A 24,818-nucleotide genomic window follows, 5' to 3' on the forward strand; every position below is an offset into this window, starting at 1 on the left:
ATCACCCGTTCTGGAAACGTGAGCTGACGGCCGATCTGCTCTCAGCTCCGCTGAACGGCGGGACGGTCGTCAGCCCTGGCGGCGGGGAGGACATCGTGAGGCCTGCGCGTCCGGGACGGTTGCGGCTGGGTGCCCGCGCCATGGATGTCCGCCAGGTTCTTGGGCCGGGCCGAACCTCGGGCGGTGGCAGCGATGCGCCGGGCCGAACCTCGGGCGGTGGCAGCGATGCGCCGGGCCGAACCTCGGGCGGTGGCAGCGATGCGCCGGGCCGTCACGGAGAGCGTCCCGGCGTCCACGTCGTTGCGGGTTCATCGGCCAGGACAAGCGCAGTGGCAGCCTCTGAGACGTCACCGGCTCCCAGCGGTCGAGGCCGCCCGCGTCAGCCGACCATTTCCATAAATTATGAATATAAAAATGCTATGCTTCGAGCATGAGTCGTCAAGACACCGCTCCTGGCGCGTCCGCCGCCATCGGGGCAGCCCTCTACGGCCTGGCCACCAGGGCCGTGAGACGTCTGCCCCGGGACATGAGCCTGACGTCCGCCGCCACCCTGGCCACCCTGGACCGGACCGGCCCGCGGCGCATCACCGATCTGGCCGCGGTCGAGGGCGTCACCCAGCCCGCGATGACCGCGCTGGTCCGGGTGATGGAGGAGTCCGGCCTGGTCGAGCGGCGGGGCGACGCGTCCGACAAGCGGGTCACGCTGGTGTGCCTGACCGAGGCCGGCGCCTCCTATGTCCGGACGCGGCGCCAGGCGGGCATCCACGCGTTCGAGCGGTTGATCGGCGAGCTCACCGGCGACGAGGTCGAGGCCCTGGTGGCGGCCCTTCCGGCGCTGGAGCATCTGGCGGAGCTCGAAAGCCAGGACCGCGAAGGGCCGAAGCAGTGACCGGGCAGCCGGTCGGCGGGGTCGCGGTGAAGGCGTTCCCGGTGGCGCGTTCCGAGGCGCGGCTGCTGGTCCCCGCCCTGATGTTCATCGCTCTGGTCGTGGCGGCGGTCGCCAGCCTCGGGACGCCGCTCATCACCAGCGTGGCGACCTCGTTCCACGTCTCGCTCGGCAGCGCGCAGTGGACGCTGACCGTCGCGCTGCTCAGCGGCGCCGTCGCCACGCCGGTCCTGGGCCGGCTCGGCGCCGGCCCGCACCGGCGGGCCACGATCCTCGCCACGCTGGCGGTCGTCGTCGCCGGCAGCGCGCTCACCGTGCTGCCGCTGCCGTTCGCGTGGCTGCTGGCCGGCAGGGCGGCCCAGGGCGTCGGGCTCGGGCTGACGGCGCTGATGATGGGCGTGGCCCGGGACCACCTCCCCGAGGAGCGCAGCGCGGCCGTGATCGCCCTGATCTCGGTGGTCTCGATCATCGGGGCCGGCGTCGGCTACCCGTTGGCCGCACTGCTCGCCGAGCTCGGCGGGGTACGGGCCGCCTACGGCCTCGGCCTGGTCGTCACCGCCGCCGCCCTCCTGACCGCGTGGCGCTCCATGCCCGAAGCCCCCAAAGGCCGCTCCGCCCACGTGGACGTGGCAGGCGGGGTCGTCCTGGCCGCTGCGCTGCTCCTGGTGCTGTTCCTCGCCGGCGAACGGAATCTGTGGAGCCGGCACCTCGTGGTGGCGGCGGGCCTCGCCGTCGTCGCGGTGGTGCTGATCTGCGTCTGGGCCGTCATCGAGTTGCGCAGCACGACGCCCCTGGTAGATGTGCGGGCGGTGCGGCACCCGGCGGTCGCCGGGGCGAACCTCGCCATGTTCGTCGGCGGGATCGGCATGTACCTCCTGCTCACGCTCATCACCCGGTACGCGCAGACGCCGCACGGCGCCGGCTACGGCTTCGGGCTGACGACCTTCGTCGCCGGGCTGGTCCTCATCCCGTTCTCGGTACTCGGGTTCGTCGCCGGCAAGCTCACGCCGCGGGTCCGGACGCGGATCGCCGACCCCCTGCTCCTGGCCGGCAGCGCCGTCGTGGTCGGCGGCGGGTTCGCCCTGTTCGCGGCGGCCCGGTCGGACCTGGCCGAACTGTTCGCGGCGATGGGCGTGCTCGGCTTCGGCGTCGGCGGCTTCTCGGCCGCGATGCCCGGCGTCATCCTGGCCGTCACCCCCAAGAGCGAGACGTCGAGCGCCATGAGCCTCAACTACGTCGTCCGCAGCGTCGGGTACTCCCTGGGCAGCGCCATCGGCGGCCTGATCCTCGCCGCGGGCACCGGCCCCGGTCACCTCTTCCCCGACGACAGCGCCTACACCACCGCGGCGCTGGTCGGCATCGGCGCCATGGCGATCACGACGCTGACAAGCCTCGCTCTCGCCCGCCGACGCTCGTCCGAGACCAACCCGTAAGTCAGATGCACTCATCCCCACACTGGAGGTTCCATGCCCAAGGGCTACTGGGTCAGCGTCTACCGCACCATTTCAGATCCTGAGAAGCTGGCTGCTTACAACAAGCTGGCCCGCCTGGCCGTCGAGGCCGGGGGCGGTCGGACCATCGTCCGCGGCGGGCGGGTCGCGGCGTACGACGCCGGAATCGCCGAGCGCACCGTCCTGGTCGAGTTCGACAGCTTCGAGCAGGCCGTCGCGGCGCGCGAGAGTGCGGCCTACCAGGAGGCGCTGGTCGCCCTCTCCGACGGCGTCGAGCGCGACTTCCGCATCGTCGAAGGCATCGACTGACCGAGGCCCAATCGGTCGTGGGCGGCTGTCTTCGGTCTTGATCGTCTGTCAGCGGCCGAGTTCGAGGTTCGTCAGGACGAGCAGGGCGCGGAGCAGGTTGGTGGCGCGGGCGGGGCTCGTGCGGAGTTTGGTGAGGATGCGCCAGGTCTTCAGGCGCGCGAAGCGGGGGGATACCGCCGGTGTACGGGAAACGTGCCAGGACTCGTGAATTGGCCTTGGGCCGGCGCCCGGCGCAGCCACTAGCGTCGGCGCCATGCGCATTCGAATCGTGGACGCCTTCACCGACCGCCCCTTCGCCGGCAACCCGGCCGGAGTCCTGCTCCTGGACGACGTCTTCCCGGACGACGACTGGCTCCAGAACGTCGCCATGGAGGTCAACCACGCCGAGACGGCGTTCGCCCACCGGCTGCCCGAGGGCGGCGAGGCGGACTGGGCACTGCGCTGGTTCACGCCCGTCGCCGAGGTGGCGATGTGCGGGCACGCCACGCTCGCCACGGCCCACGTCCTGCACACCACCGGCGCCCACGAGGGCCCGGTACGGTTCGCCACCCGCAGCGGCGTGCTCAGCGCCCACCCCGCCGAGGACGGCTCGATCACGCTCGACTTCCCGACGGCGCCGCTCCGTCCGGCCGAGATCCCGGCGGGGGTCGCCGAGGCGCTCGGGGCACAGCCGGTCGCGGTCTTCGACACCGGTCCGAACGTCGGCGACCTGCTGGTGGAGCTGGCCGACGAGAAGACAGTCCTCGGCCTCACGCCGGACCTCAAGTCCCTGTGCGCCTACTCCGCGCGCGGCATCATCGCGACCGCACTCGCCGACGACGCCTCCCGCGGCTACGACTTCGTCTCCCGCTGCTTCTTCCCGAACGTCGGCATCGACGAGGACCCGGTCACCGGCAGCGCCCACACCGCGCTCGCCCCGCACTGGTCCGCGCGCCTCGGCCGGGACGACCTCACCGGGCTGCAGGCCTCCCGCCGTACCGGCCTGGTCCGCACCGGCCTGCGCGGCGACCGCACCCTGCTCACCGGCCGCGCGGTCACGGTCATCGAGGGCGAACTGCGCGCCTGAACAGCCGCCGCGCCGCCGGCCGGTGGATACAGGGAGGCGGCCAGGTGCGCCACCGGCAGGCGCAGGCCGCGAGGACGGCCTGCCTGCGCCACCGGCCAGTGGGGACTACGGGGCCACCCGCCTGCGCCACCGCTGCTGGAGATCACGGCAGCCGCCGGCCGCCTGCACCACCAGTCCGTGGACATCACGGCGGCCTGCTTGCGCCACCGCTGGTGGAGGCCACGGGGACTGCCTGCGCCACCAGCCGGTGGAGACGACAGGGTGGCCGCATACGCCGCGGGCCGTGGCGGATGCGGGCCGTGGTCTGTCTGCGCGACCAGCCCCGTCGGTGCTCAGGCCGTCGGCAGCCAGCCGACCTTGCCCGCGAGAAGGGCGTAGCCGACGAACGCGCCGATGTCGAGCAGGGAGTGCGCGACGACCAGGGGGCCGACCCGCCCCCAGCGGCGGTACAGGTACACGAACACCACGCCCATGACCATGTTGCCGAGGAAGCCGCCGATGCCCTGGTAGAGGTGGTACGAGCCGCGCAGCACCGCACTGGCCACCAGCGCGGTCCCCGGGGTCCAGCCCAACCGGCCGAGCCTGCGCAGCAGATAGCCGACGACGATGACCTCTTCGAGGATCGCGTTCTGCAAGGCGGAAAGGATCAGCACGGGGTACTTCCACCACACGTCCGGCAGCGCCTCGGGGACGACCGTGAGGTTGAAGCCGAGGCCGCGGGCAGCCAGGTAGAAGGCGATGCCGGTGCTGCCGATCACGGCCGCGACACCAGCGCCCCGGGCCAGGTCGGGCCAGGGGCGGGTGCGGTCGAAGCCGAGGGTGCGCAGGCTGCCGCCCTCGCGCATGAGCAGGTGGGCGACCAGGGCGACGGGGACCAGCGCGGTGGCGATGCCGAACAGCTGCCAGGCGAGGTCCAGCCAGGGGCGGCCGGGCGCGGCCGAGGCGTTGAGGGTGGCCGCCTGGTCCTTCAGACCGCCCGGCTTGGTGACCGAGCCGATGAAGCTGATCAGCGCGGAGACCCCGCTCGCTCCCAGCGAGAGCCCGAGGACGAGCAGCGTCTCGTCCCGCAGGACCCGCTGCGGGTCGCGCTCCCGCGCCCCCGAATCAGCCACCGAGTCAGCCTCCACCTGCACCCCTGCCTCCAGCCGGCTCATGAGCCCCGCGGCTCACCTCTGCCCGGCAAGGATCGCAGAAGGAGATGTGAGGACAGCGTACGGGCCGCATGCAGGCTGCACCGGCACACGTCACCAGCTTCAGCCCCGCCCCACCCCGCACACCCGGCGGTCCGCACGGCGCGCGGCCACTCACGCCAACTCAGGCCCCATGCCACCGGAGCCACTCACCACCCTGCCCTCAGCCCAAGGCCACCGCCTCCGGCAACCCCACCGGCCACATGTGCACCGGCTCCCCCACGTGCATGAGCTCGGCATACCTCCGCGTCGTAGCGGCCAGCGCCGCCTCACGGGTCAGCCCCTGCTCCAGTGCCCGATGGAACGTGGCCGCCTGCCAGGACGCCCCGTTCACCCGGCGCCGGCAGCGCTCCTCGATGACGCCCAGGTACAGATCGCGGTCTGCCGCCTCCACACCCCACGCGTCGAGACCGGCCGCCGCCAGCGGCAGCAGTTCGTCGCGGATCAGGGTGACCGCGTCGACCTCGCCCGTGCCGCCGTAGCGCCCGCGCCGGGGCCACACGAACCGCGCGTCGATGCCGTACCGGCACGCCGCGTCGAAGTTGGCCTCGGCCGCCGCGAAGGGCAGTCTGGTCCACACCGGCCGGGACTCCTCGGCCAGGGCGCGCACCAGGCCGTAGTAGAAGGCCGCGTTGGCGATCACGTCGGTGATGGTCGGCCCGGCCGGCAGCACCCGGTTCTCCACCCTGAGGTGGGGGACGCCGTCGGCGATGCCGTACACGGGCCGGTTCCAGCGGTAGATCGTGCCGTTGTGCAGCACGAGTTCGGCGAGTCGCGGTGTGCCGCCCGCCTCGACGACGTCCAGCGGCTCCTCGTCGTCGCAGATCGGCAGCAGGGAGGGGAAGAAGCGCAGATTCTCCTCGAACAGGTCGTACGCCGAGCTGATCCAGCGCTCGCCGAACCAGGTGCGCGGCCGAACGCCCTGCGCCTGGAGTTCGGGCGGCCGGGTGTCGGTGGACTGCAGGAACAGCGGGGGCCGGGACTCGCGCCACAGTTCGTGACCGAACAGGAACGGCGAGTTGGCGCCGACGGCGATCTGAGCGGCGCTCGCCGCCTGCGCCGCGTTCCACACGTCCGCAAACCGGCCGGGAGTGACCTGCAGATGCAGTTGCAGAGAGGTGCAGGCGGCCTCGGGGACGATCGACTTGGACGTACAGACGAGGTGTTCCACGCCCTCGATGTCGAGCCGGAAGTCCTCGCCGCGCGCGGCCACGATCTGCTCGTTGAGCATGGTGTAGCGGTCGACCTCGGAGAGGTTGGAGGAGACCAGGTCGTCGCGGTCGAGAGTGGGCAGAATACCGATCATGACAATACCGGCGTCCACTTCGCCGGCCTTGCGGTCGGCATAGGCGAGCGAGGTGCGCAGTTCCTCGGCGAGCCGGTCGAATACCCGACCGCCCAAGCGGTGTGGTGCGATGTTGACTTCCAGGTTGAACATGGCGAGTTCTGTTTGGAAATCGCGGCTCGCGATGCGCTCCAGTACCTGGCCGTTCAACATTTTGGGCATACCGTCGGGCCCGGCGAGATTCAATTCGATCTCGACTCCCATGAGATTCCTGGGACGGTCGAATCGCTTCTCGCACAGCAGTCGCTCCAGTCCCGTCAGGCACTTCTGGAGCTTTTCGCGGTAGCGCTGGCGATCGGACAGGTCGAACTGCCCTGCCGCGACCTTCTCCCCCATCGAAGTGTCCCTCCTCGGATGGGCGGGCCGGCGATCCGGCCGCCGGGCTCCCGGGTCAGGGTGGATGATGCCCACCGGAAGCGATCGATAACGTCCCGCGCGGGCCCGGCGCCCGCTACTCTTTCGGAATGTTCCCCGCGGCACATTCACGGGGCATGTCACAGCCTGCACCTTCGGGTGCCCGCAACGCCTCGTGAAAAACGCCGATGACATTCGGCCGACCGTTACCGGTGCGTATGGCGAGGTCAGCGGCGGAAGGCGGGCGGGAAATCGGGAGGAGTCCCACAAATCTGCGGCGCATTACCGCCTTGTGTGACTTCCGGAAATGGGATAGATGAAACAACGGCCGAACACGCGTCGTATAAACTTCGCCCACAAGGCAGAAGGGTGACGCCCCAGGTCCTGGTTCCTGCCGTGTTCAGGCCGTCCCATGACGGGCGGCAGGCCGAGCCGCACCCTTGTTCACCGACCCGGGCCTCAACCCTTCCGGCCTTGCGTGAGCAGACAGCGCCGTCCGCCCCACCCCTCCTCGCGCCGTCGCGCCTGTCGTACGAGAGAGGCGACCCACATGCCGCTGCACGTGCCCCCTGCCCCCGTGCCTGCCCTGCGTTCCGTCCTCACCGCCCTGGGTTCGCCCACCGCGGTCCGTGAGGCCCGCACTCCCTCCCTGCGCGCCGCGCAGGGCCCTACGACACCCGAACTGCCGCTGCCGGTGCATGTGCTGGACCGGATCACCGCCCAGGGTCTGTCCGCGACCCGGCTGGCCGGCTGGCGCTTCCTGATCCGCTGCGGCGACCGGGCGGTGGCCGCGGCGGAGACCATGCTCACGCCCGACGGCTGGGCCTTCTCGCACTTCTTCGAGGGCCCGTACGTCGCCTCCACCGAGCGCGCCCTGCACCAGGCCGAGGCACTGCAACAGCCTCATCAGGCACGGTTGTTGTCCGTGCCCGGCCTGTACATGCTCACCCTGTGGCTGCACGGCGACCTCACGGCCGACGGAGCCGAGGGGCACCCGGTGGGCACCGACCTGCTCGTCCCGCTGGCGCCGGCCCCGCCGGGCATACCGGCTCACCGGCCGTTCCCGGTCACCGAGTTGCTGCCGGTGCTGACTCATCGCGCGACTCCCCTTCCACTGCTCGGGCCGCCCGTTCTCGACTCGCCCGCCGCCTGACGCACATCCGCGTACCCCGCTGCCCGCAAGGGAAGCGGGGTACGCCCATGTCAGCGGGTCTGGTCTGCATGGACTAGCCCTATCTGGCCACTGCGAACCACCCGAAGTGACAGTGCACTTCGACTGAACCGTCCGGGCGGGTGACGCGTCATGAACCTGTGAGAAGCGGTGCTGCGAAATCCCTGCGGAATGCCGCCCAGAGGGCAACACTGGGTTCCGACCGACTTATCACCACGGGGGACGGCCATGACCACAACAGAGCGAAAGATCCCATCCATGTGCCAGCACCAGCCGCCGTGTCCACCAGCCGAGTCCGCCGACCGGGAGTCCGCCCGTCTCGTGGCGCACCACCCGGAGCAGGGATGGAGTCTGCTGTGCAACGGCGTCCTGCTCTTCGAGGACACCGGTGAGCTGCTGCCCGACGGCAGGATCATCGCTCCGCACCGTCCGCTCGGTGCGGAGCAGGTGATGACCGCTGCCTGAGCGGAGCGAGAACAGAGCAAGAGCAACCTGAGGGGCCGGCCCGCACGTATCCCGTGCGCACCGGCCCTGACGTGTGTCCAGGGGTGACTACGGGCCGTGACCGGAGGCTGTCTCAGCGCCTCGCGCAGCGACTGGTACGCCGGTTCGGGCTCCAGTTGCTCGTCCCACGGCAGGGCCGCGCCCTCACCGGGGAAGACGGCCGGGACCCAGGAGTATCTGTCGTGCAGCAGCCGGTACCCGAGGCCGGCTGCAGCCGCCCGGAGAACACCGTCCGCCCGGCTGGTCGAATCGCCGGTACGGGAGTGGGATGGAAGGAAGCAACGGCCTTGCAGGGCGGGCACGTCCGCGCGAGAGACCCCGGCGTCGCCCGCGAGGAACGGTGGAGCGATGTCCGGTTACGACGCCTCGGCGACCGCGCGGGTGGTGGTCGGTGTGAGCGGCTCCCTGGGCAGCGTCACGGCCCTGCGGCGGGCCACCGCGCTGGCCCGCAGGCTTGGAGCCGAACTGTGGCCGGTGCTGGCCTGGGAACCGCCGGGCGGTGATCCCGCCGCGCGCCGCTCCCCCGCCGCCGGTCTGCTGGTCGAGGACTGGCAGCGGCTGGCCGGGCAGCGGCTGGCCTCCGTACTCGAGGAGATCTTCGGCGGGGACGCACCGGGTGTGCCGATGCACGCCGTCATCGTCCGCGGCGCCCCGGGGCCGGCACTGGTGGCGACCGCGAACCGGGAGAACGACGTCCTGGTCGTGGGCGCCGGTCGACGCGGCCTGCAGCGCGCCTTCTCGGGCCGGGTCTCCCGGTACTGCCTGGCGCACGCGGTCTGCCCGGTGCTGGCGGTGCCCCCGTCCCCGCTGGAGTCGCAGTTGCTCTCCGTCCACCGGCGCAACACCTGGCATCTGCGCATGGACATCCGGGGGCTTTGACGGGGGCCCTGGGGAAAGCGCCCCGGACGGCGAGTGCAGGCGTCGCGTCAAAAAGGCCCCCACAGCCATCAGGACAGCGTCAAGGTGGGCGACGGGCCTGCTCCATCGGCGCCGGCCCTGTCTACCGTCTCAGACATGAGGCACCGCAACGACGCGCTTTCCCGGCTCGCGGGCCGGCACCGGACCGGCACCGCCGGCGTGCTGCACGACCGCGACTGGGCGGCGGACGTGCGCGCGTCGCTCCGCTGCGCCGGTGTCCTGCTCGGCCTGCTGCTCTTCGTCGACTGGGCGGCCGGTTCCCTCACCTGGTGGCGCTGTGCCCTGTGGCCGGCCGTCGCGCTGCTGCTGTTCCTCGTCCTGTTCCCGGTACGGGTCTCGGCGGGTGCGGGCTGGCTGGCCACCCGCGGTCTGCTGCGCACCCGCCGGGTCCGCACGGATCTGCTGATCGCGGTGCGCCCGCTGGACGGCGTGGCCCAGCGGCTGGTCCTGCGCGACACCCTCGGCAACCGGGTCGAGATCGACCCCGGGACACTGATCCGCAATCCCGGTCTGTGGTACCTCCTCGACGAGGGCGCCCGGGTGTCCGAGGCGGCGGGCACCCTGCTGTGCGGCACGACCGCCCTGCACCGCCTCGCCCGCCGTATCGACCGCGAGACGGCCCTGGGCGTGTTCCGGGCCTCCGGCTTGGAGTGAGGTGGTGCGCCGGCCCAGGACATGACACTCGGTGGCCGTCCCGGCGTGGCGGTGGGGGCCGTTGCCCCGGACGGCCGTGCTCCCGGCCACCGGCTCCGGCCTCGCCTTCTTGATGCGACTCTGCTGCTCTCGCGCCATTCTTAACGCAAGATTGACGCCTCCCGAGCCCTGATCCATGGGCCCAGGCGTCACTCTCTGCTTACGCTGGTGCCGCCGTCCGCGTGATGGCCGGAAAAGAGCTGAGCCGCACACAGGAGCACGCCGATGGCCACGACCGAGCACCCCCCTCCCAGTCGCTTGCGCAACTGGATGCTGGAGGGGCTGTCCGACATGGGCAAGCACGGCGGCCACACCGGGCCCCACGCCGAACCGGAGCCCCCGCACAAGGGCCAGCGCTGGTGGCGCGTGATGTGCCTGACGGGTGTCGACTACTTCTCGACCCTCGGTTACCAGCCCGGCATCGCGGCTCTGGCGGCCGGCCTGCTGTCCCCGATCGCGACGATCGTGCTCGTCGTCGTCACCCTGGCCGGCGCCCTGCCGGTCTACCGCCGCGTCGCCGAGGAGAGCCCGCACGGCGAGGGCTCCATCGCGATGCTGGAACGGCTGCTGTCGTTCTGGCAGGGCAAGCTGTTCGTACTCACCCTGCTGGGCTTCGCCGCCACCGACTTCCTCATCACCATCACCCTGTCGGCCGCCGACGCCTCCACCCACCTGGTGGAGAACCCGCATCTGACCAGCGCCCTGCACGGCCACCAGATGGTGATCACGCTGTTCCTGGTGGCACTGCTCGGCGCGGTGTTCCTGAAGGGCTTCCTGGAGGCGATCGGTGTCGCGGTCGCCCTGGTCGGCGTCTACCTCGCGCTCAACCTGGTCGTCGTGATCGTCGGCCTGTGGCACGTCCTCACCGCGGGGCATGTGGTCACCGACTGGTCCAGCGCCCTGACGGCGGAGCACGGCAACGTGTTCGTCATGGTCGGCGTGGCTCTGATCGTGTTCCCGAAACTCGCCCTCGGCCTGTCCGGCTTCGAGACCGGTGTCGCCGTCATGCCGCACGTCCAGGGCGACACCGGGGACACCGAGGACAAGCCGACCGGCCGGATCCGGGACACCAAGAAGCTGCTCACGACCGCAGCGCTCATCATGAGCTGCTTCCTGATCGCCACCAGCTTCATCACCACACTGCTGATCCCGGAGAAGGACTTCAAGACGGGCGGCCCGGCCAACGGCCGTGCCCTCGCCTACCTCGCGCACCAGTACCTCGGCGGCGCCTTCGGCACGGTCTACGACATCTCGACCATCGCCATCCTGTGGTTCGCCGGCGCCTCCGCGATGGCAGGCCTGCTCAACCTCATGCCGCGCTATCTGCCCCGCTACGGCATGGCCCCGCACTGGGCGCGCGCGGTACGCCCGATGGTGATCGTCTTCACCCTGGTCGCGTTCCTGGTGACCTGGATCTTCGACGCCAACGTCGACAAGCAGGGCGGCGCGTACGCCACCGGTGTGCTGGTGCTGATCAGCTCGGCCGCGATCGCGGTGACCATCGCCGCGCACAAGGCCGGGCAGCGCAACTGGACCATCGGGTTCGGCGTGATCGCGGCGGTGTTCCTCTACACGACCGTCGTGAACGTCATCGAGCGCCCGGACGGTGTGAAGATCGGTGCCTGCTTCATCGCCGGCATCATCCTGGTCTCGCTGGCGTCCCGGCTGGCCCGTGCCTTCGAGCTGCGCGTGACCAGCGTGACGCTCGATCCGATGGCGGAACGATTCGTCCGGGACATGGCCAGCCGGAAGATGCGGTTCATCGCGAACGAGCCCGGCCACCGGGACAAGGCGGAGTACCGCGACAAGATCGAGCAGATCCGCGCCGACAACGACATGCCCGAGCAGGAGGACTTCGTCTTCGTCGAGGTCACGGTCACCGACCCCTCCGAGTTCGAGGCGAGCATGACCGTGCGCGGCGAGGTCCTGCACGGCCGCTACCGCGTGCTGACCCTGGAGTCCGCGTCCATCCCCAATGCCCTGGCCGCACTGCTGCTCCACGTCCGGGACAGCACGGGCTGCACCCCGCACATCTACTTCGAGTGGACCGAGGGCAACCCGTTCGCCAATTTCCTGCGCTTCTTCCTCTTCGGCCAGGGCGAGGTCGCTCCGGTCACCCGCGAGGTGCTCCGGGAGGCGGAACCGGACCGGGTACGTCGGCCGCGCGTGCACACCGGGTGAGACCGGACGCATACCGACAGGGCCGTATCGCGTTGTACCCAACGGCCGACCCGCGTCCACGGTTCCCAGCCGGTGGCCCTATCGTGACCGGCATGCAGTCCTACACGATCGGCCAGGCGGCACGGTTGCTCGGCGTGAGCCCGGACACCGCCCGCCGCTGGGCCGACGCGGGCCGGGTGGCAACCCATCGTGACGAGGCCGGGCGGCGGCTCATCGACGGCAGGGACCTGGCCGCGTTCTCGGTTGAACTGGCCAAGGCGGGCGGCGGCGAGGAGGACGCCTCCTACACCTCCGTGCGCAACGCCTTCCCCGGCATCGTCACGGCGATCAAGCTCGGTGACGTCGCCGCCCAGGTGGAGATCCAGGCGGGCCCGCATCGGCTGGTGTCGCTGCTGACCCGGGAGGCCGTCGAGGAACTGGGCCTGGAGGTCGGCATGGAGGCCACCGCGCGTGTGAAATCCACCAACGTGCACATCGACCGCGTCTGACACCGTCCCGGTTCACGGAGCTGCCGCCGACGCACGACCGGGTCCGGCCGGTACCGGAGCGTCACAGCGGTAACCGCCGTCCACCCGGATCGCCGTGACACCGCTGATGTGCCGGGCCCCGCACCGGTCCTGCGGCAGCACCAGCTGGGGGCCGGCCGTATCCAGCGGGGTGTCGTCGATGCGCACGCCGAGCAGGACGGGCGCGTCCGCGAAGTCCGGGTCGATCTCGGCCCAGGAGAGCACCGCGTGGTGGCCGTCGGTGCCGGTGACGGCGATGAGAAAGCGCAGCCGGTCCTTGCGCCGTGCCGGGTCGAAGCCGGGCCCCGCGTCGGTGAGGACGTCGTACAGGCGCGGGCCGGCGAACCGGTGGTGCTGGAGGCCGCTGGTCGCGCACTCGAAGCTGACATCCACCCGGTGCTGTGGCCAGCGCAGCAGGTCCGGCACCCGCAGCCGGCCGGGCCGGGCCAGATCACCGGTCAGGGCGAGTTCCGCGAGCGTCACCTGCGACCACCTCCCGCAGCACCGTACCCGCCGCGGCGCACCGTGCAAACGCACATGCAAGCTACAAGTCGCAACTCCGCAGCTCATGCGATGAGACAGGAGACTTACGGCTGGCAGATGCGGCAGTATCATCGCCGCACGGCCGGTCCCCCGGCCGTGTCAGGGCGCGACAGCTGTTCCGCAGAACCAGAGGAGTAGATCCGTGATGACCCGTTCCGTGCGCCGGACCCGGCGAGTGCTGCAGCTGGCCGGTGCGGGAGCCGCCCTGATGGCACTCAGCGCCTGCTCCTCCTCCAGTGACTCCTCCACCGAGCCGGCCAAGCCCGGCTCCGCCTCACCCAAGCTCTCGGGCACGGTCACCGTCTTCGCCGCCGCCTCCCTGAAGGAGAGCTTCACGACGCTCGGCAAGCAGTTCGAGCAGCAGCACCCGGGCACCAAGGTCAGCTTCAACTTCGGCGGCAGCGACATGCTCGCCGCGAGCATCACCGGCGGCGCCCCGGCGGACGTCTTCGCCGCCGCCAGTCCCAAGACGATGAAGATCGTGACGGACAAGAAGGACGCGGTCGGCACCCCGGCCACCTTCGTACGCAACCAGCTGGAGATCGCGACCCTGCCGGGCAACCCGGACAAGGTGTCCTCCCTGAAGGACCTGACCAAGTCCGGTCTGAAGGTCGTGCTCTGCGACAAGACCGTGCCGTGCGGTGCCGCCGCGCAGAAGGCCCTGGACGCCGCCGAGCTCAAGCTCACCCCGGTGTCCTACGAGCAGGACGTCAAGAGCGCCCTGAACAAGGTGGAGCTGAAGGAGGCCGACGCCGCGGTCGTCTACCAGACCGATGTGAAGGCCGCGGGTGGCAAGGTGGAGGGCGTGAAGTTCCCCGAGTCCGCCAAGGCCATCAACGCCTACCCGATCGCCCAGCTGAAGAACGGGCAGAACGCCGAGGCCGCCAAGGCGTTCATCACCCTCGTACAGTCCGCCGAGGGCCAGAAGGTGCTGAGCGAGGCCGGGTTCCTCAAGCCGTGACCTCGCTTCACAAGCCCGGCGTCGCGGCCGGCCCCCGCACGGGCCGGCCGCGGCGTCGGCGCGTCGGCGCGGGGGTCCGGCGCGGAGTGCCGTTGCCGCTGCTGCTGCCGGGCGTACTGGCGCTGGCGTTCCTGCTGCTGCCCCTGCTCGCGCTGCTGGTCCGCGCGCCCTGGCGCAGCCTGCCGGACCAGCTGACCAGCACGGAGGTGTGGCAAGCGCTCCAGCTGTCCCTGCTCAGCGCCACCGCGGCGACGGCCGTGAGTCTCGTGCTGGGCGTGCCGCTGGCGTGGCTGCTGGCCCGTACGGAATTTCCCGGCCGGGGCCTCGTACGGGCTCTGGTGACTCTGCCCCTGGTCCTGCCTCCGGTGGTCGGCGGTGTCGCCCTGCTGCTGGCCCTGGGCCGCAACGGGGTCATCGGCAAGTGGCTGGACGCCTGGTTCGGGATCACCCTGCCGTTCACCACCACCGGGGTCGTGATCGCGGAGGCGTTCGTGGCGATGCCGTTCCTCGTCATCAGCGTCGAGGGCACCCTGCGCGCGGCCGACCCGCGCTTCGAGGAGGCGGCGACCACGCTCGGCGCGTCCCGGTTCACCGCGTTCCGCCGGGTCACCCTGCCGCTCATCGCTCCCGGCATCGCCGCGGGCGCGGTCCTGGCGTGGGCACGGGCGCTCGGCGAGTTCGGGGCGACGATCACCTTCGCCGGCAACTTCCCCGGCCGCACCCAGACCATGCCTCTCGCGGTCTACCTGGCCCTGCAGAACGACCCCGACGCCGCCATCGCCCTCAGCCTGGTCCTGCTGACGGTGTCGATCGCGGTGCTGGCGGGTTTGCGAGACCGTTGGATGACGACACCATGACCACTCCTCGCCCCGCAGCCGCCGACGGCGCTCAGCCCCCGCAGGGGCCACCCGTACCCGACGACAAAACCTGCACGGGCGGTGCGGGTGGCAACCCACAGCCGGCCGAAGGCCGGCATCCCACCAGGCATGCGCACCCGACGACCGGCCTGGACGCCCACCTCGTCGTGGACCGCCCCCCTTTCCGCCTGGACGTGCCCCTCACCGCCGCCCCCGGAGACGTCGTCGCGCTCCTCGGCCCCAACGGTGCCGGCAAGACCACCGCCCTGCGCGCCCTCGCCGGCCTCACCCCCCTCACCGACGGCCATCTCCGCCTCGACGGCGCGGACCTGGACCGCACTCCCCCGGAGTCCCGCCCGGTCGGCGTGGTCTTCCAGGACTACCTTCTCTTCCCCCACCTGTCCGCCCTCGACAATGTCGCCTTCGGCCCGCGCTGCCAGGGCACGACGAAGGCCGAGGCCCGCGCACAGGCCGCGGCCTGGCTGGAGCGCATGGGCCTCGCCGACCACGCGGGCGCCAAGCCCCGCCGTCTCTCCGGCGGCCAGGCCCAGCGCGTGGCCCTCGCCCGCGCCCTGGCCGTCGGCCCCCGACTGCTGCTCCTGGACGAACCGCTCGCCGCCCTCGACGCCCGTACCCGCCTCGAGGTCCGGGCCCAACTCCGCCGCCATCTGGCCGAGTTCGAAGCGGTCGCCGTCCTCGTCACACACGACCCGCTGGACGCCATGGTGCTCGCGGACCGGCTGGTCGTCATAGAGCACGGCCGGGTCGTCCAGGAGGGCACCCCGGCGGACATCGCCCGCCATCCGCGCACCGACTACATCGCCCAGCTCGTCGGCCTCAACCTCTACCGGGGGCAGGCGGACCGGCACACGGTACGCCTCGATGCGGGACCCTCGATCACCACCATGGAAGACCTGTCCGGCCCGGTCTTCGTGGCCTTCCCGCCCAGTGCCGTCACCCTGTTCCGGGACCGCCCCACGGGTGCCAGTGCCCGTAACCTGTGGCGCTGCGAGGTGGCCGGGCTGGAGACGCACGGCGACCAGATCCGCGCCGACCTCCGCGGTGAACTCCCCCTCGCCGCCGACCTCACCACGATCGCCGCCGCCGACCTGGACCTGCACCCCGGCACATCCGTCTGGGCGACGGTCAAAGCGGCGCAGACACACGCATACCCTGCCTGATCGGGCAGGCACTCTACCGTGAGTGCCCATGACCCTCAGCATCCGCAACCAGCTCACCGGCACGGTCACCGCGATCCAGCCGGGCGAGGCCATGGCCACCGTCAAGCTCCGTCTCGACGGTGGGCAGACCCTCACCGCGGCCATCACCAAGGAGTCCGCCGAGGACCTCGCCCTCGCTCCCGGCTCGTCCGTGCGGGCCCTGGTCAAGTCGACCGAGGTCTCCCTCGCCACCCACCGCGTCGAGGGTCTGTCGATCCGCAACCAGCTCCCCGGCGCGGTCATCGGCCTCACCACCGGCGCCGCGATGGCCTCCGTGAAGATCTCCGTGCCCGGCGGTGAACTGACCGCTGCCATCACCAAGGACGCCGCCACCGACCTGGGTCTCTTCGTGGGCTCCGACGTGGTCGCTCTCATCAAGGCGACCGAGGTGTCCCTGGCGACGGCCTGACACGGCGAGGGCCCCGCCCGGAAACCGGACGGGGCCCTGAGAGCCACGCTCGCTCAGTCCTCGTACGCGTCCAGCGGCGGGCAGGAGCAGACCAGGTTGCGGTCGCCGAAGGCCTGGTCGATACGGCGCACCGGCGGCCAGTACTTGTCCGCGGCCGAGACACCGGCCGGGAAGACGGCCTCGTCGCGGCTGTAGGCGTGCGTCCACTCGCCGCCGAGCGCGGCGGCCGTGTGCGGGGCGCCCGACAGCGGGTTGTCCTCCGCCGGCCACACGCCGGAACCGACCTTCTCGATCTCCGCGCGGATGGCGATCATCGCCTCGCAGAACCGGTCCAGCTCGGTGATGTCCTCCGACTCGGTCGGCTCGATCATCAGCGTGCCGGCCACCGGGAAGGACATGGTCGGCGCGTGGAAGCCGTAGTCGATCAGGCGCTTGGCCACGTCGTCCACGCTCACGCCGGTCGCCTTGGTCAGCGGGCGCAGGTCGATGATGCACTCGTGCGCGACCAGGTTGCCGGGGCCGGTGTAGAGCACCGGGTAGTGCGGCTCCAGGCGCTTGGCGATGTAGTTCGCCGAGAGCACGGCCACCTGCGTGGCGCGCTTGAGGCCCTCGCCGCCCATGAGGCGGACGTACGCCCAGGAGATGGGCAGGATGCCCGCGGAGCCCCAGGGCGCGGCCGAGATCGGGCCGACGCCCGTGTCCGGGCCCGCCTCCGGCTGCAGCGGGTGGTTCGGCAGGTACGGCGCCAGGTGCGAGCGGACCGCGACCGGGCCGACGCCGGGGCCGCCGCCGCCGTGCGGGATGCAGAAGGTCTTGTGCAGGTTCAGGTGGGAGACGTCACCGCCGAAGTGGCCCGGCTTGGCGAGGCCGACCAGGGCGTTGAGGTTGGCACCGTCGACGTACACCTGGCCGCCGGCCTCGTGGACCTGGGCGCAGATGTCGGCGACGTGCTCCTCGAACACACCGTGCGTCGACGGGTAGGTGATCATCAGCACCGCCAGCTCGTCGCGGTACTGCTCGATCTTGGCGCGCAGGTCCTGGACGTCGATCTCGCCGTCCTCGGCGGTCTTGACGACGACGACCTTCATGCCGGCCATCACGGCGCTGGCGGCGTTGGTGCCGTGCGCGGAGGACGGGATCAGGCACACGGTGCGCTGCTCGTCGCCGTTGGCGCGGTGGTAGCCGCGTACGGCCAGCAGACCGGCCAGCTCGCCCTGGGAACCGGCGTTCGGCTGCAGGGAGACCTTGTCGTAGCCGGTGACCTCGGCGAGACGTTCCTCCAGCTCGCGGATGAGCGTGAGGTAGCCCTCGGCCTGCTCGGCGGGCACGAACGGGTGCAGCTGGCCGAACTCGGGCCAGGTGACCGGCTCCATCTCCGTGGTCGCGTTGAGCTTCATGGTGCAGGAGCCCAGCGGGATCATGCCGCGGTCGAGCGCGTAGTCGCGGTCGGCCAGCTTGCGCAGGTAGCGCAGCATCGCGGTCTCGGAGCGGTACTGGTGGAAGACCGGGTGGGCCAGGTAGGTGTCGGTGCGCAGCAGTGCCTCGGGCAGGGTGTCCTCGGCGGTCGCGTCCAGCGCCTCGATGTCGGCCTCGACGCCGAAGGCGGAGAAGACGGCGGCCAGCTGAGCCCGCTTGGTCGTCTCGTCGCAGGCGAGGGAGACGTGGTCGGCGTCGACGAGCCGCAGGTTGACGCCACCCGCCCGGGCGGCGGCCACGACCTCGGCGGCCCTGCCGGGCACGCGCGCGGTGAGGGTGTCGAAGTAGGCGCCGTGGACGATCTCGACCCCGCCGGCCTTCAGGCCCGCGGCGAGGATCGTGGCGTACCGGTGCGTGCGCCGGGCGATGGTCTTCAGACCCTCCGGCCCGTGGTAGACGGCGTACATGCCGGCCATCACGGCGAGCAGCACCTGCGCGGTGCAGATGTTGCTGGTGGCCTTCTCGCGGCGGATGTGCTGCTCACGGGTCTGCAGCGCGAGCCGGTAGGCCTTGTTGCCGTCGGCGTCGACGGAGACGCCCACGAGGCGGCCGGGCAGGCTGCGCGCGAACTTCTCGTGCACGGCCATGTAGCCCGCGTGCGGACCGCCGAAGCCCATCGGCACACCGAAGCGCTGGGTGGTACCTACGGCGATGTCCGCGCCCAGCTCACCCGGCGAGGTCAGCAGGGTCAGCGCCAGCAGGTCGGCGGCCACGGTGACCAGGGCACCCAGCTCATGCGCCTGGTCGATGACCGGCTTGATGTCCCGTACGGCGCCGGAGGCTCCCGGGTACTGGATCAGCACGCCGTTGATCTCGCGCTCGGCCACCTCGGCCGGAATGCCCTCGCTGAGGTCGGCGACGACGACCTCGACACCGGTGGGCTCCGCGCGCGTCTCGATGACGGCGATGGTCTGCGGCAGCGCGTCCGCGTCGACCAGGAACAGGCCCTTCTTGTTCTTGCCCATGCGCCGCGACAGGGCCATCGCCTCGGCGGCGGCCGTGCCCTCGTCGAGCAGGGAGGCACCGGAGGTGGGCAGGCCGGTGAGGTCGGCGACCACGGTCTGGAAGTTCAGCAGGGCCTCGAGCCGTCCCTGCGAGATCTCCGGCTGGTACGGGGTGTACGCGGTGTACCAGGCCGGGTTCTCCATGACGTTGCGCAGGATGACCGGCGGGGTGAAGGTGCCGTAGTAGCCCAGGCCGATCATGGAGTCGAGGACCTGGTTGCGGTCGGCGAGCGAGCGCAGCTCGGCGAGCACCTCGGCCTCGGTGCGGGCGCCCGGCAGATCGAGGGCGTCGGCGTTCTTGATCACATCCGGGACCGCGGCGGCGGTCAGCTCGTCGAGGGAGCCGTAGCCGACGTGCGCGAGCATCTTGGCCCGCGCCTCCTGGTCGGGCCCGATGTGGCGCTGCTCGAACGGGATGCCCGCTTCGAGCTCCGAGAGCGGAATGCGGTGGGCGGTCATTGCGGAGGCCTCCTGGTCTGACGCGACCTTCGAGGGGCACCACGGCGCGGGTGCCCCGACGGCCTCCCCCTCTGTCATCTCAACCTGAGAGCTTCACCGGGCCCCGAGAGCCCCGGCTTTCACCGTCGGTGAGAGCGGAAGCCGTCGACACCCGCTCTGCTTTCCAGAGTGACCTCGTCCGTGCGGTACGTGAGCCTGAGAGATTCCGGGGAGGATTTGCTCCTTCGGCGCCTCCGAGGTGGTCGGAGGACTCTCCCGCACGGGGTCAGCAGCCGCTGTCAGCCTACCAGCGAGGTCAACGCCCGAGCCTTCGAGTGGCCGCCTCCCTGATTGTGCTCTTTCGTAGTGGTTACGGATGAGTTGCGACCAAGTGGAGGGAGAGGGACCGTGCAGACCGAGATCGATCCGCGCAACCTGATCGGCCGCAAGGCGTTCGACCGCAATGGGACCAAGATCGGCACCATCGACGAGGTCTACCTCGACGACGCGACCGGCGTGCCCGAGTGGGCGGCCATACGCACCGGCCTGTTCTCCCGGGACGCCTTCGTCCCCCTGGAGCCCAGTGAACTGATCGAAGGCTCCCTCCACGTCCCCTTCGACCGCGCCCTGATCAAGGACGCCCCCGACTTCGGCGTGGGCCGCCATCTCTCCCCCGAACAGGAACTCCAGCTCTACCACCACTACGGCCTCGACGTGACCCCGCCCCCGTCGGTCCCGGACCACGACTTCGGCAAGCTGGCGGGTTCGGAGGAGACCTGAGGCCTCTCGTCCTGGCCTCGCCCCGGCGCCGGCCGCTCCTCGTCCCCGTCCGGCGTCGGACGCTCCTCATGGGCGGAATCCGAAACCAACGGCAATGGATCGGCCGACTCCAGCGCGGGATCGTCGACAAAGAACGTCCGCACCCGTCCCGGAGGGGACTGCGGCGTTTCGAACCGCACGGTCACCCGCCCCAGTCCACTGCCCTGCACCCACCCGTGTCCGTATTCGGCATGCCGCACATCCTGCCCGGCACGCCAGTGCCGTTCGACAGACTCCGGCCGCTCCACCATGACCTCGACCGCGCCCTTCTCCGGCTCTTCTGCCGAAGGCACCGGCATGGCCTGGGCGAACAGGTCCTCCTGGGTGTAGTCGGCGAGCCCGGAGACACCCACGCCGAGCAGCCGTACCCCGCCCGTGGTGTCCACGGAGTCCAGCAACCGCGCGGCTGCCTCCCGCACGACCGCCGGATCGTCCGTCGGTCCCCTGAGCGTCTCCGACCTGGTCAGCGTCGAGAAGTCGTACCGCCGCACCTTCAGCACAATGGTCCGCCCCGACAGCCCGGCCTCGCGCAGCCGCCCCACACACCGGTCGGCGAGCCGCTGCACCTCAAGGCCGATCCTCAGCCGGTCATGGATGTCCACGTCGTACGTGTCCTCGACCGACACCGACTTCGCCTCGCGCTCGGCCACCACGGGCCGCTCGTCATGGGCCAGGGCCATGGCGTACAGCGCATGCCCGTGGGCCTTGCCGAGCAGCCGGACCAGTTCGTCCTCGCCCGCTTCCGCCAGTTCCTCGACCGTCGTGATCCCGGCTCTGCGCAGATGGTCGCCGGTGGCCGGGCCGACCCCGGGCAGGGTCCGCACCGGCATGGGCCCCAGCAGGGCCCGCTCGGACCCCGGCTCGATGAGCACCAGGCCGTCCGGCTTGGCCTGCTCGGAGGCGATCTTGGCGAGCATCTTGGAGGCGGCGAGCCCGACCGAACCGGTGAGCCCGGTGGCCTCCCGGATGTCCGCGCGGAGCCTGATCCCGGCCAGCCGCGCCGACTCCTCGTCCCAGGCCGTCCCCCCGGCCTCCAGGTCCACGAACGCCTCGTCCAGACTGAGCGGCTCCACCAGCGGTGACAGCTCCCGCAGCAGCGCCATCACCTGTTCGCTGACCGTCCGGTACAGGGTGAAGCGCGGCACCAGATAGGCGGCGTTGGGCGCCAGCCGGCGGGCCTGGGCCATGGGCATCGCCGAGTGGACCCCGAAGGCCCGTGCCTCGTACGACGCGGTGGCCACCACCCCGCGTGGTCCGAGGCCGCCCACGACGACCGCCTTCCCGCGCAGGCTCGGCTTGGATGCCTGCTCCACCGAGGCGTAGAAGGCATCCATGTCGAGATGCAGGATCGTGGGCGTGTTTCTCACATCTCCGATGCTGCACCACGGCACTGACAATGCCCGGCCCCGGAAGGGGCAGCGTCAGACCGCCCGGTTGCGGCGCCGCGCCAGCTCGTCCGCGGGGTTGTGCCCGACGAGGGTCTCGCCCGTGTCGATGCGCTCGCCGTGCAGCTGGGAGAGTGCGCTTTCCACGTCCCGCCACACCACGCCGACGGCGATCCCGAAGATGCCCTGACCGCCCTGGAGCAGGGCGTGGACCTCGTCCGGCGAGGTGCACTCGTAGACCGTTGCGCCATCGCTCATCAGGGTCATCCGCTCCAGATCGCGGAAACCGCGTTCTCTGAGGTGCTGCACGGCCGCGCGGATGTTCTGCAGCGAGACCCCGGTGTCCAGGAACCGCTTCACGATCTTCAGGACGACCACGTCCCGGAAGCTGTACAGCCGCTGGGTGCCCGACCCGTAGGCGGGCCGCACGCTCGGCTCGACCAGGCCGGTGCGGGCCCAGTAGTCGAGCTGCCGGTAGGTGATGCCGGCCGCCGCGCAGGCCGTGGGCCCCCGATAGCCGATCTGCTCGGATGTCATGGACGCCGCCCCTCCGCCGTTCGGCACCGCCGTCGGCCGTTGCGGAGCGTGATCCACCGCGCTGCTGTGAACCGGGTACGGACCGCTCTCCCCGAAACCGCGCACGGGAGCACCCCCAGCCGTACCGTCGCCGCTGGTTCTCACGCCGACCTCCGTCCTTGACCTGCCTTCACGACGGTAGGCAGTCACCAGGGGTGCGTCAACGATCGCCACACTCGGCACGCCGAGTGATAATCACCCTAGGAGTGGTTTCCCGTGTCCCACCGCGGGGAAAGGCTAGCCGAATGCCTTCGGGGGAAGCCGTAGGACGCTCTCAATGGCCGGTGGCACATGCCCGTCCCACCAGGAGGATCGGCACTTACCGGCCGCTCCTGATCACTGGCTGCTGGTGCCGAAGTCCTCGGGCGAGATCTGGTCGAGGAACTCGCGGAACTTCTCCACTTCGTCCTCCTGCTCGTCCGGAATGGCGATACCGGCGTCGTCCAGGACCGTGTCACTGCCGTAGATGGGCGTCCCGGTGCGCAGGGCCAACGCTATGGCATCGGAGGGGCGGGCGCTGACCTCGACGCCGCTGGCGAAGACCAGCTCCGCGTAGAAGACGCCTTCCCGCAGATCGGTGATGCGTACTTCGGTCAGCTCCTGGCCGACGGCCTCCAGCACGTCCTTGAACAGGTCGTGGGTCAGTGGCCTGGCGGGGGCCATGCCCTGCTGGGCGAAGGCGATCGCCGTCGCCTCCCCCGGCCCGATCCAGATGGGGAGGTAACGATCGCCTCCCACTTCGCGCAGGAGCACGATCGGTTGGTTGGAGGGCATTTCGACCCGGACACCTACGACATCGAGCTCGTTCACACAGCAACCCTAGGCCGTGCCCGGGACGTTTGGGTAGTCGGGCCGGGAACAGCTGCCCGATCCGGCCGCCGGGGAGCCGCCGAGCTCAGGGCAGCCGCACGCCGAGAGCGGTCTGCACGAGGGCCGCGTGCAGCTTCACGGTGAGCGCCGCCAGCTCCTTCGTACGGGCCTCGGCATGTGCCCTGGTCTGCGGGTTGCGGTGGCGCTTGAGCGGGGCGACCACCTGGTCGACGAGTCCGGCTTCACGGTCGGCGGCGGCCTTCATCACCCTCAGGTGGCGCGGCTCGATCCCGAAGCGGCCCAGTTCGGCGACGAGCGAGGCCACGGTGACGGCCTCGGCGTCGTACACCCCGTCCTCCAGGGGAGCGATGAGGCCGTACGACTCCCACTCCTTCAGCTCACCCTCGTCGATGTCCGCGGCCGCCAGCAGCTCGGCCCTGCCCACCCGGGCCACCGTGGGCGCCCCGGGCGGTTCCGGAACGTCCTCCGCGGTGCGCTGACGCCCCACGAGGGGGAGCTGGACGGCCTCGCCCCGCTCCATGGCGTCCAGCCGCTCGCGGATCACCTTGAGCGGCAGATAGTGGTCCCGCTGCATCCTCAGCACATGAGCCAGCCGCTCGACATCCCCGGCGCTGAACTTGCGGTACCCCGAAGGGGTCCGCTGCGGCTCGATGAGCCCCTCGGCCTCCAGGAAACGGATCTTGGAGATGGTGACTTCGGGAAACTCGTCACGCAGCACGTTCAGCACCGTGCCGATGCTCATCAGCCCACTGTCCCTGGCGGCGGTACCGCTTCCGGCACCGCCGCTCGGTGTTTGAAGCATGGACCTTCCCTGGGAGTCCCCCCGGACGCCGGTCCGGGGGCGGGTCAGATGCCCTGCCGGCTCGCGTAGAACACCAGCCGGTACTTGCCGATCTGCACCTCGTCACCGTTCGACAGAGCGACCTGGTCGATCCGCTCGCGGTTGACGTACGTGCCGTTCAGACTGCCCACGTCGGCCACGGTGAACGAGCCGTCCGGGGAACGCCGGAACTCCACGTGCCGGCGCGAGACCGTGACGTCGTCCAGGAAGATGTCGCTCTGCGGATGACGGCCCGCCGTGGTCAGGTCGCTGTCCAGCAGGAAGCGGCTGCCCGAGTTCGGTCCCCGGCGCACCACCAGCAGCGCCGAGCCCAGCGGCAGCGCGTCCACCGCGGCCTGCGCCTCCGGCGACAGCATCGGCATCTGCGTCTGACCGGTGACCTCGGAGTCGTAGGCCTCCAGACCGGAGATCGAGATCGTGGACGTCGTCTCGGAGGCACGCTCCGGCGCCACTCCCGGGCGCAGCGGCGCACCACAGTTGGAACAGAAGCGCGCGTTCTCCGCATTGCGGTTACCGCACCTCGTACACACCAGGGCCGACATGGACGGATCCTCCTGCTGCGGCTGCCCCGCCGGGGCATGGGACGCGTACGGACCGGGGGCGAACCCTCCGCCCGCACCTGAGGTTGACGGTTGCCCGAAACCTATGCCGCCGGACTGGGCAGGGTCAACCGACGCCCCGCCCTGACCTCCGGAAATGTCACCGCCCGGACCAGCGACCTGGTCCCGGAACAGCGGGCGCTGGCCCTCCGCGTCAGGCTGTGCGCGATGCCGAGCGGTCGCGTTGCCGCTGCCCTCTCGTGCGCTCTTGCCGAACAACTTCGCAAACAACTTCACGGGCGATTCCCCTTGACCGAAACAGACCCGCCCGTGGGGCAGGACGAA

The 24,818-nt window shown here is 70.9% G+C and carries 24 protein-coding genes, 1 pseudogene and 1 riboswitch; of the genes and pseudogenes, 15 read left to right on the top strand and 10 right to left on the bottom strand.

Annotation, left to right across the window (positions count from 1 at the left end; genetic code table 11):
- The first annotated feature begins 526 nt into the window (after positions 1-526).
- The 4 genes from ACIGXP_RS03480 to ACIGXP_RS03495 all read left to right on the top strand — a co-directional run bounded on the left by ACIGXP_RS03480 (position 527) and on the right by ACIGXP_RS03495 (position 3,712).
- Positions 527-889: a MarR family winged helix-turn-helix transcriptional regulator gene (locus ACIGXP_RS03480; RefSeq protein ID WP_399763576.1), complete on the top strand. Its 363-nt coding sequence runs from the start codon at positions 527-529 to the stop codon at positions 887-889.
- Positions 886-2,319 (top strand): MFS transporter, encoded by a 1,434-nt coding sequence (locus ACIGXP_RS03485; protein WP_399763433.1) that lies wholly within the window; start codon positions 886-888, stop codon positions 2,317-2,319. Before ACIGXP_RS03480 ends, ACIGXP_RS03485 begins: the two co-directional genes overlap by 4 nt.
- A gap of 33 nt (positions 2,320-2,352) precedes the next feature.
- Complete coding sequence (locus ACIGXP_RS03490; protein WP_363220123.1) at positions 2,353-2,646, top strand: DUF1330 domain-containing protein; 294 nt, start codon at positions 2,353-2,355, stop codon at positions 2,644-2,646.
- Positions 2,647-2,899: 253 nt separating this feature from the next.
- A complete protein-coding gene (locus tag ACIGXP_RS03495) occupies positions 2,900-3,712 on the top strand; it encodes a PhzF family phenazine biosynthesis protein (protein WP_399763437.1) in 813 nt (270 codons plus the stop codon).
- A 332-nt stretch (positions 3,713-4,044) separates the two neighbouring features.
- On the opposite strand, the gene ACIGXP_RS03500 is transcribed toward ACIGXP_RS03495, so the two are convergent.
- Both ACIGXP_RS03500 and ACIGXP_RS03505 read right to left on the bottom strand, forming a co-directional pair.
- On the bottom strand, positions 4,045-4,845 hold the full coding sequence (locus ACIGXP_RS03500; protein WP_399763578.1) for a CPBP family intramembrane glutamic endopeptidase: 801 nt from the start codon (positions 4,843-4,845) through the stop codon (positions 4,045-4,047).
- Positions 4,846-5,065: 220 nt separating this feature from the next.
- A complete protein-coding gene (locus ACIGXP_RS03505; RefSeq protein ID WP_363220126.1) occupies positions 5,066-6,583 on the bottom strand; it encodes a glutamate--cysteine ligase in 1,518 nt (505 codons plus the stop codon).
- Positions 6,584-7,151: 568 nt separating this feature from the next.
- On the opposite strand from ACIGXP_RS03505, the gene ACIGXP_RS03510 reads away from it, so the two are divergent.
- Positions 7,152-7,754 carry a hypothetical protein gene (locus tag ACIGXP_RS03510; protein ID WP_399763441.1) on the top strand — a complete coding sequence of 201 codons (603 nt, stop codon included), beginning with the start codon at positions 7,152-7,154 and terminating at the stop codon, positions 7,752-7,754.
- Positions 7,755-8,030: 276 nt separating this feature from the next.
- Positions 8,031-8,237, top strand: a complete 207-nt coding sequence (locus ACIGXP_RS03515) for a DUF5999 family protein (RefSeq protein ID WP_030603474.1) — start codon at positions 8,031-8,033, stop codon at positions 8,235-8,237.
- 113 nt (positions 8,238-8,350) lie between these two features.
- On the opposite strand, the pseudogene ACIGXP_RS03520 reads toward ACIGXP_RS03515, so the two are convergent.
- A pseudogene (locus ACIGXP_RS03520) lies at positions 8,351-8,458 on the bottom strand (1,4-beta-xylanase); the annotation flags it as partial.
- 166 nt (positions 8,459-8,624) lie between these two features.
- On the opposite strand from ACIGXP_RS03520, the gene ACIGXP_RS03525 reads away from it, so the two are divergent.
- From ACIGXP_RS03525 to ACIGXP_RS03540, 4 genes are all read left to right on the top strand, one after another.
- Positions 8,625-9,155: a universal stress protein gene (locus ACIGXP_RS03525; protein ID WP_363220465.1), complete on the top strand. Its 531-nt coding sequence runs from the start codon at positions 8,625-8,627 to the stop codon at positions 9,153-9,155.
- Positions 9,156-9,290: 135 nt separating this feature from the next.
- A complete protein-coding gene (locus tag ACIGXP_RS03530; RefSeq protein ID WP_399763446.1) occupies positions 9,291-9,848 on the top strand; it encodes a hypothetical protein in 558 nt (185 codons plus the stop codon).
- A 264-nt stretch (positions 9,849-10,112) separates the two neighbouring features.
- Positions 10,113-12,068 carry an amino acid transporter gene (locus tag ACIGXP_RS03535; protein ID WP_363220467.1) on the top strand — a complete coding sequence of 652 codons (1,956 nt, stop codon included), beginning with the start codon at positions 10,113-10,115 and terminating at the stop codon, positions 12,066-12,068.
- A gap of 92 nt (positions 12,069-12,160) precedes the next feature.
- The gene (locus tag ACIGXP_RS03540) at positions 12,161-12,556 is read left to right on the top strand and encodes a molybdopterin-binding protein (protein WP_069783985.1); all 396 of its coding nucleotides are present in this window, start codon (positions 12,161-12,163) and stop codon (positions 12,554-12,556) included.
- Between the two features lie 12 nt (positions 12,557-12,568).
- Here the strand turns inward: ACIGXP_RS03540 and ACIGXP_RS03545 are convergent, their stop codons facing one another.
- Positions 12,569-13,057 (bottom strand): molybdopterin-dependent oxidoreductase, encoded by a 489-nt coding sequence (locus tag ACIGXP_RS03545; RefSeq protein ID WP_399763450.1) that lies wholly within the window; start codon positions 13,055-13,057, stop codon positions 12,569-12,571.
- Positions 13,058-13,262: 205 nt separating this feature from the next.
- Between ACIGXP_RS03545 and modA the strand changes: the two genes are divergently transcribed.
- Genes modA through ACIGXP_RS03565 form a run of 4 tightly spaced genes read left to right on the top strand, consistent with a single transcriptional unit; the run spans position 13,263 to position 16,564 of the window.
- Complete coding sequence (gene modA, locus ACIGXP_RS03550) at positions 13,263-14,078, top strand: molybdate ABC transporter substrate-binding protein (protein ID WP_399763454.1); 816 nt, start codon at positions 13,263-13,265, stop codon at positions 14,076-14,078.
- Positions 14,075-14,935, top strand: a complete 861-nt coding sequence (gene modB, locus ACIGXP_RS03555; RefSeq protein ID WP_399763457.1) for a molybdate ABC transporter permease subunit — start codon at positions 14,075-14,077, stop codon at positions 14,933-14,935. Before modA ends, modB begins: the two co-directional genes overlap by 4 nt.
- Positions 14,932-16,116, top strand: coding sequence for an ABC transporter ATP-binding protein (locus tag ACIGXP_RS03560; RefSeq protein ID WP_399763460.1), 1,185 nt, complete (start codon positions 14,932-14,934; stop codon positions 16,114-16,116). The genes modB and ACIGXP_RS03560 overlap by 4 nt, the downstream gene beginning before the upstream one ends.
- A gap of 28 nt (positions 16,117-16,144) precedes the next feature.
- The gene (locus tag ACIGXP_RS03565) at positions 16,145-16,564 is read left to right on the top strand and encodes a TOBE domain-containing protein (RefSeq protein WP_363219343.1); all 420 of its coding nucleotides are present in this window, start codon (positions 16,145-16,147) and stop codon (positions 16,562-16,564) included.
- 53 nt (positions 16,565-16,617) lie between these two features.
- On the opposite strand, the gene gcvP is transcribed toward ACIGXP_RS03565, so the two are convergent.
- Positions 16,618-19,503 (bottom strand): aminomethyl-transferring glycine dehydrogenase, encoded by a 2,886-nt coding sequence (gene gcvP / locus ACIGXP_RS03570; RefSeq protein WP_399763464.1) that lies wholly within the window; start codon positions 19,501-19,503, stop codon positions 16,618-16,620.
- A 173-nt stretch (positions 19,504-19,676) separates the two neighbouring features.
- A riboswitch (glycine riboswitch) is annotated at positions 19,677-19,771 on the bottom strand.
- 119 nt (positions 19,772-19,890) lie between these two features.
- Between gcvP and ACIGXP_RS03575 the strand changes: the two genes are divergently transcribed.
- Complete coding sequence (locus tag ACIGXP_RS03575; protein WP_363219341.1) at positions 19,891-20,262, top strand: PRC-barrel domain-containing protein; 372 nt, start codon at positions 19,891-19,893, stop codon at positions 20,260-20,262.
- Here ACIGXP_RS03575 and ACIGXP_RS03580 read toward each other — a convergent pair.
- The 5 genes from ACIGXP_RS03580 to ACIGXP_RS03600 all read right to left on the bottom strand — a co-directional run bounded on the left by ACIGXP_RS03580 (position 20,184) and on the right by ACIGXP_RS03600 (position 24,770).
- On the bottom strand, positions 20,184-21,668 hold the full coding sequence (locus tag ACIGXP_RS03580) for a DNA polymerase IV (protein ID WP_399763468.1): 1,485 nt from the start codon (positions 21,666-21,668) through the stop codon (positions 20,184-20,186). The genes ACIGXP_RS03575 and ACIGXP_RS03580 overlap by 79 nt on opposite strands.
- A gap of 54 nt (positions 21,669-21,722) precedes the next feature.
- A complete protein-coding gene (locus ACIGXP_RS03585; protein ID WP_363219339.1) occupies positions 21,723-22,367 on the bottom strand; it encodes a MerR family transcriptional regulator in 645 nt (214 codons plus the stop codon).
- Between the two features lie 231 nt (positions 22,368-22,598).
- Complete coding sequence (locus tag ACIGXP_RS03590) at positions 22,599-23,072, bottom strand: bifunctional nuclease family protein (protein ID WP_026253112.1); 474 nt, start codon at positions 23,070-23,072, stop codon at positions 22,599-22,601.
- Positions 23,073-23,157: 85 nt separating this feature from the next.
- A complete protein-coding gene (locus tag ACIGXP_RS03595) occupies positions 23,158-23,895 on the bottom strand; it encodes a MerR family transcriptional regulator (RefSeq protein ID WP_363219338.1) in 738 nt (245 codons plus the stop codon).
- Between the two features lie 44 nt (positions 23,896-23,939).
- Positions 23,940-24,770 (bottom strand): FHA domain-containing protein, encoded by an 831-nt coding sequence (locus ACIGXP_RS03600; RefSeq protein ID WP_363219337.1) that lies wholly within the window; start codon positions 24,768-24,770, stop codon positions 23,940-23,942.
- Between the last annotated feature and the right edge of the window lie 48 nt (positions 24,771-24,818).

This window comes from Streptomyces sp. NPDC053069 (assembly GCF_044546895.1).
Taxonomy (GTDB): Bacteria; Actinomycetota; Actinomycetes; order Streptomycetales; family Streptomycetaceae; genus Streptomyces.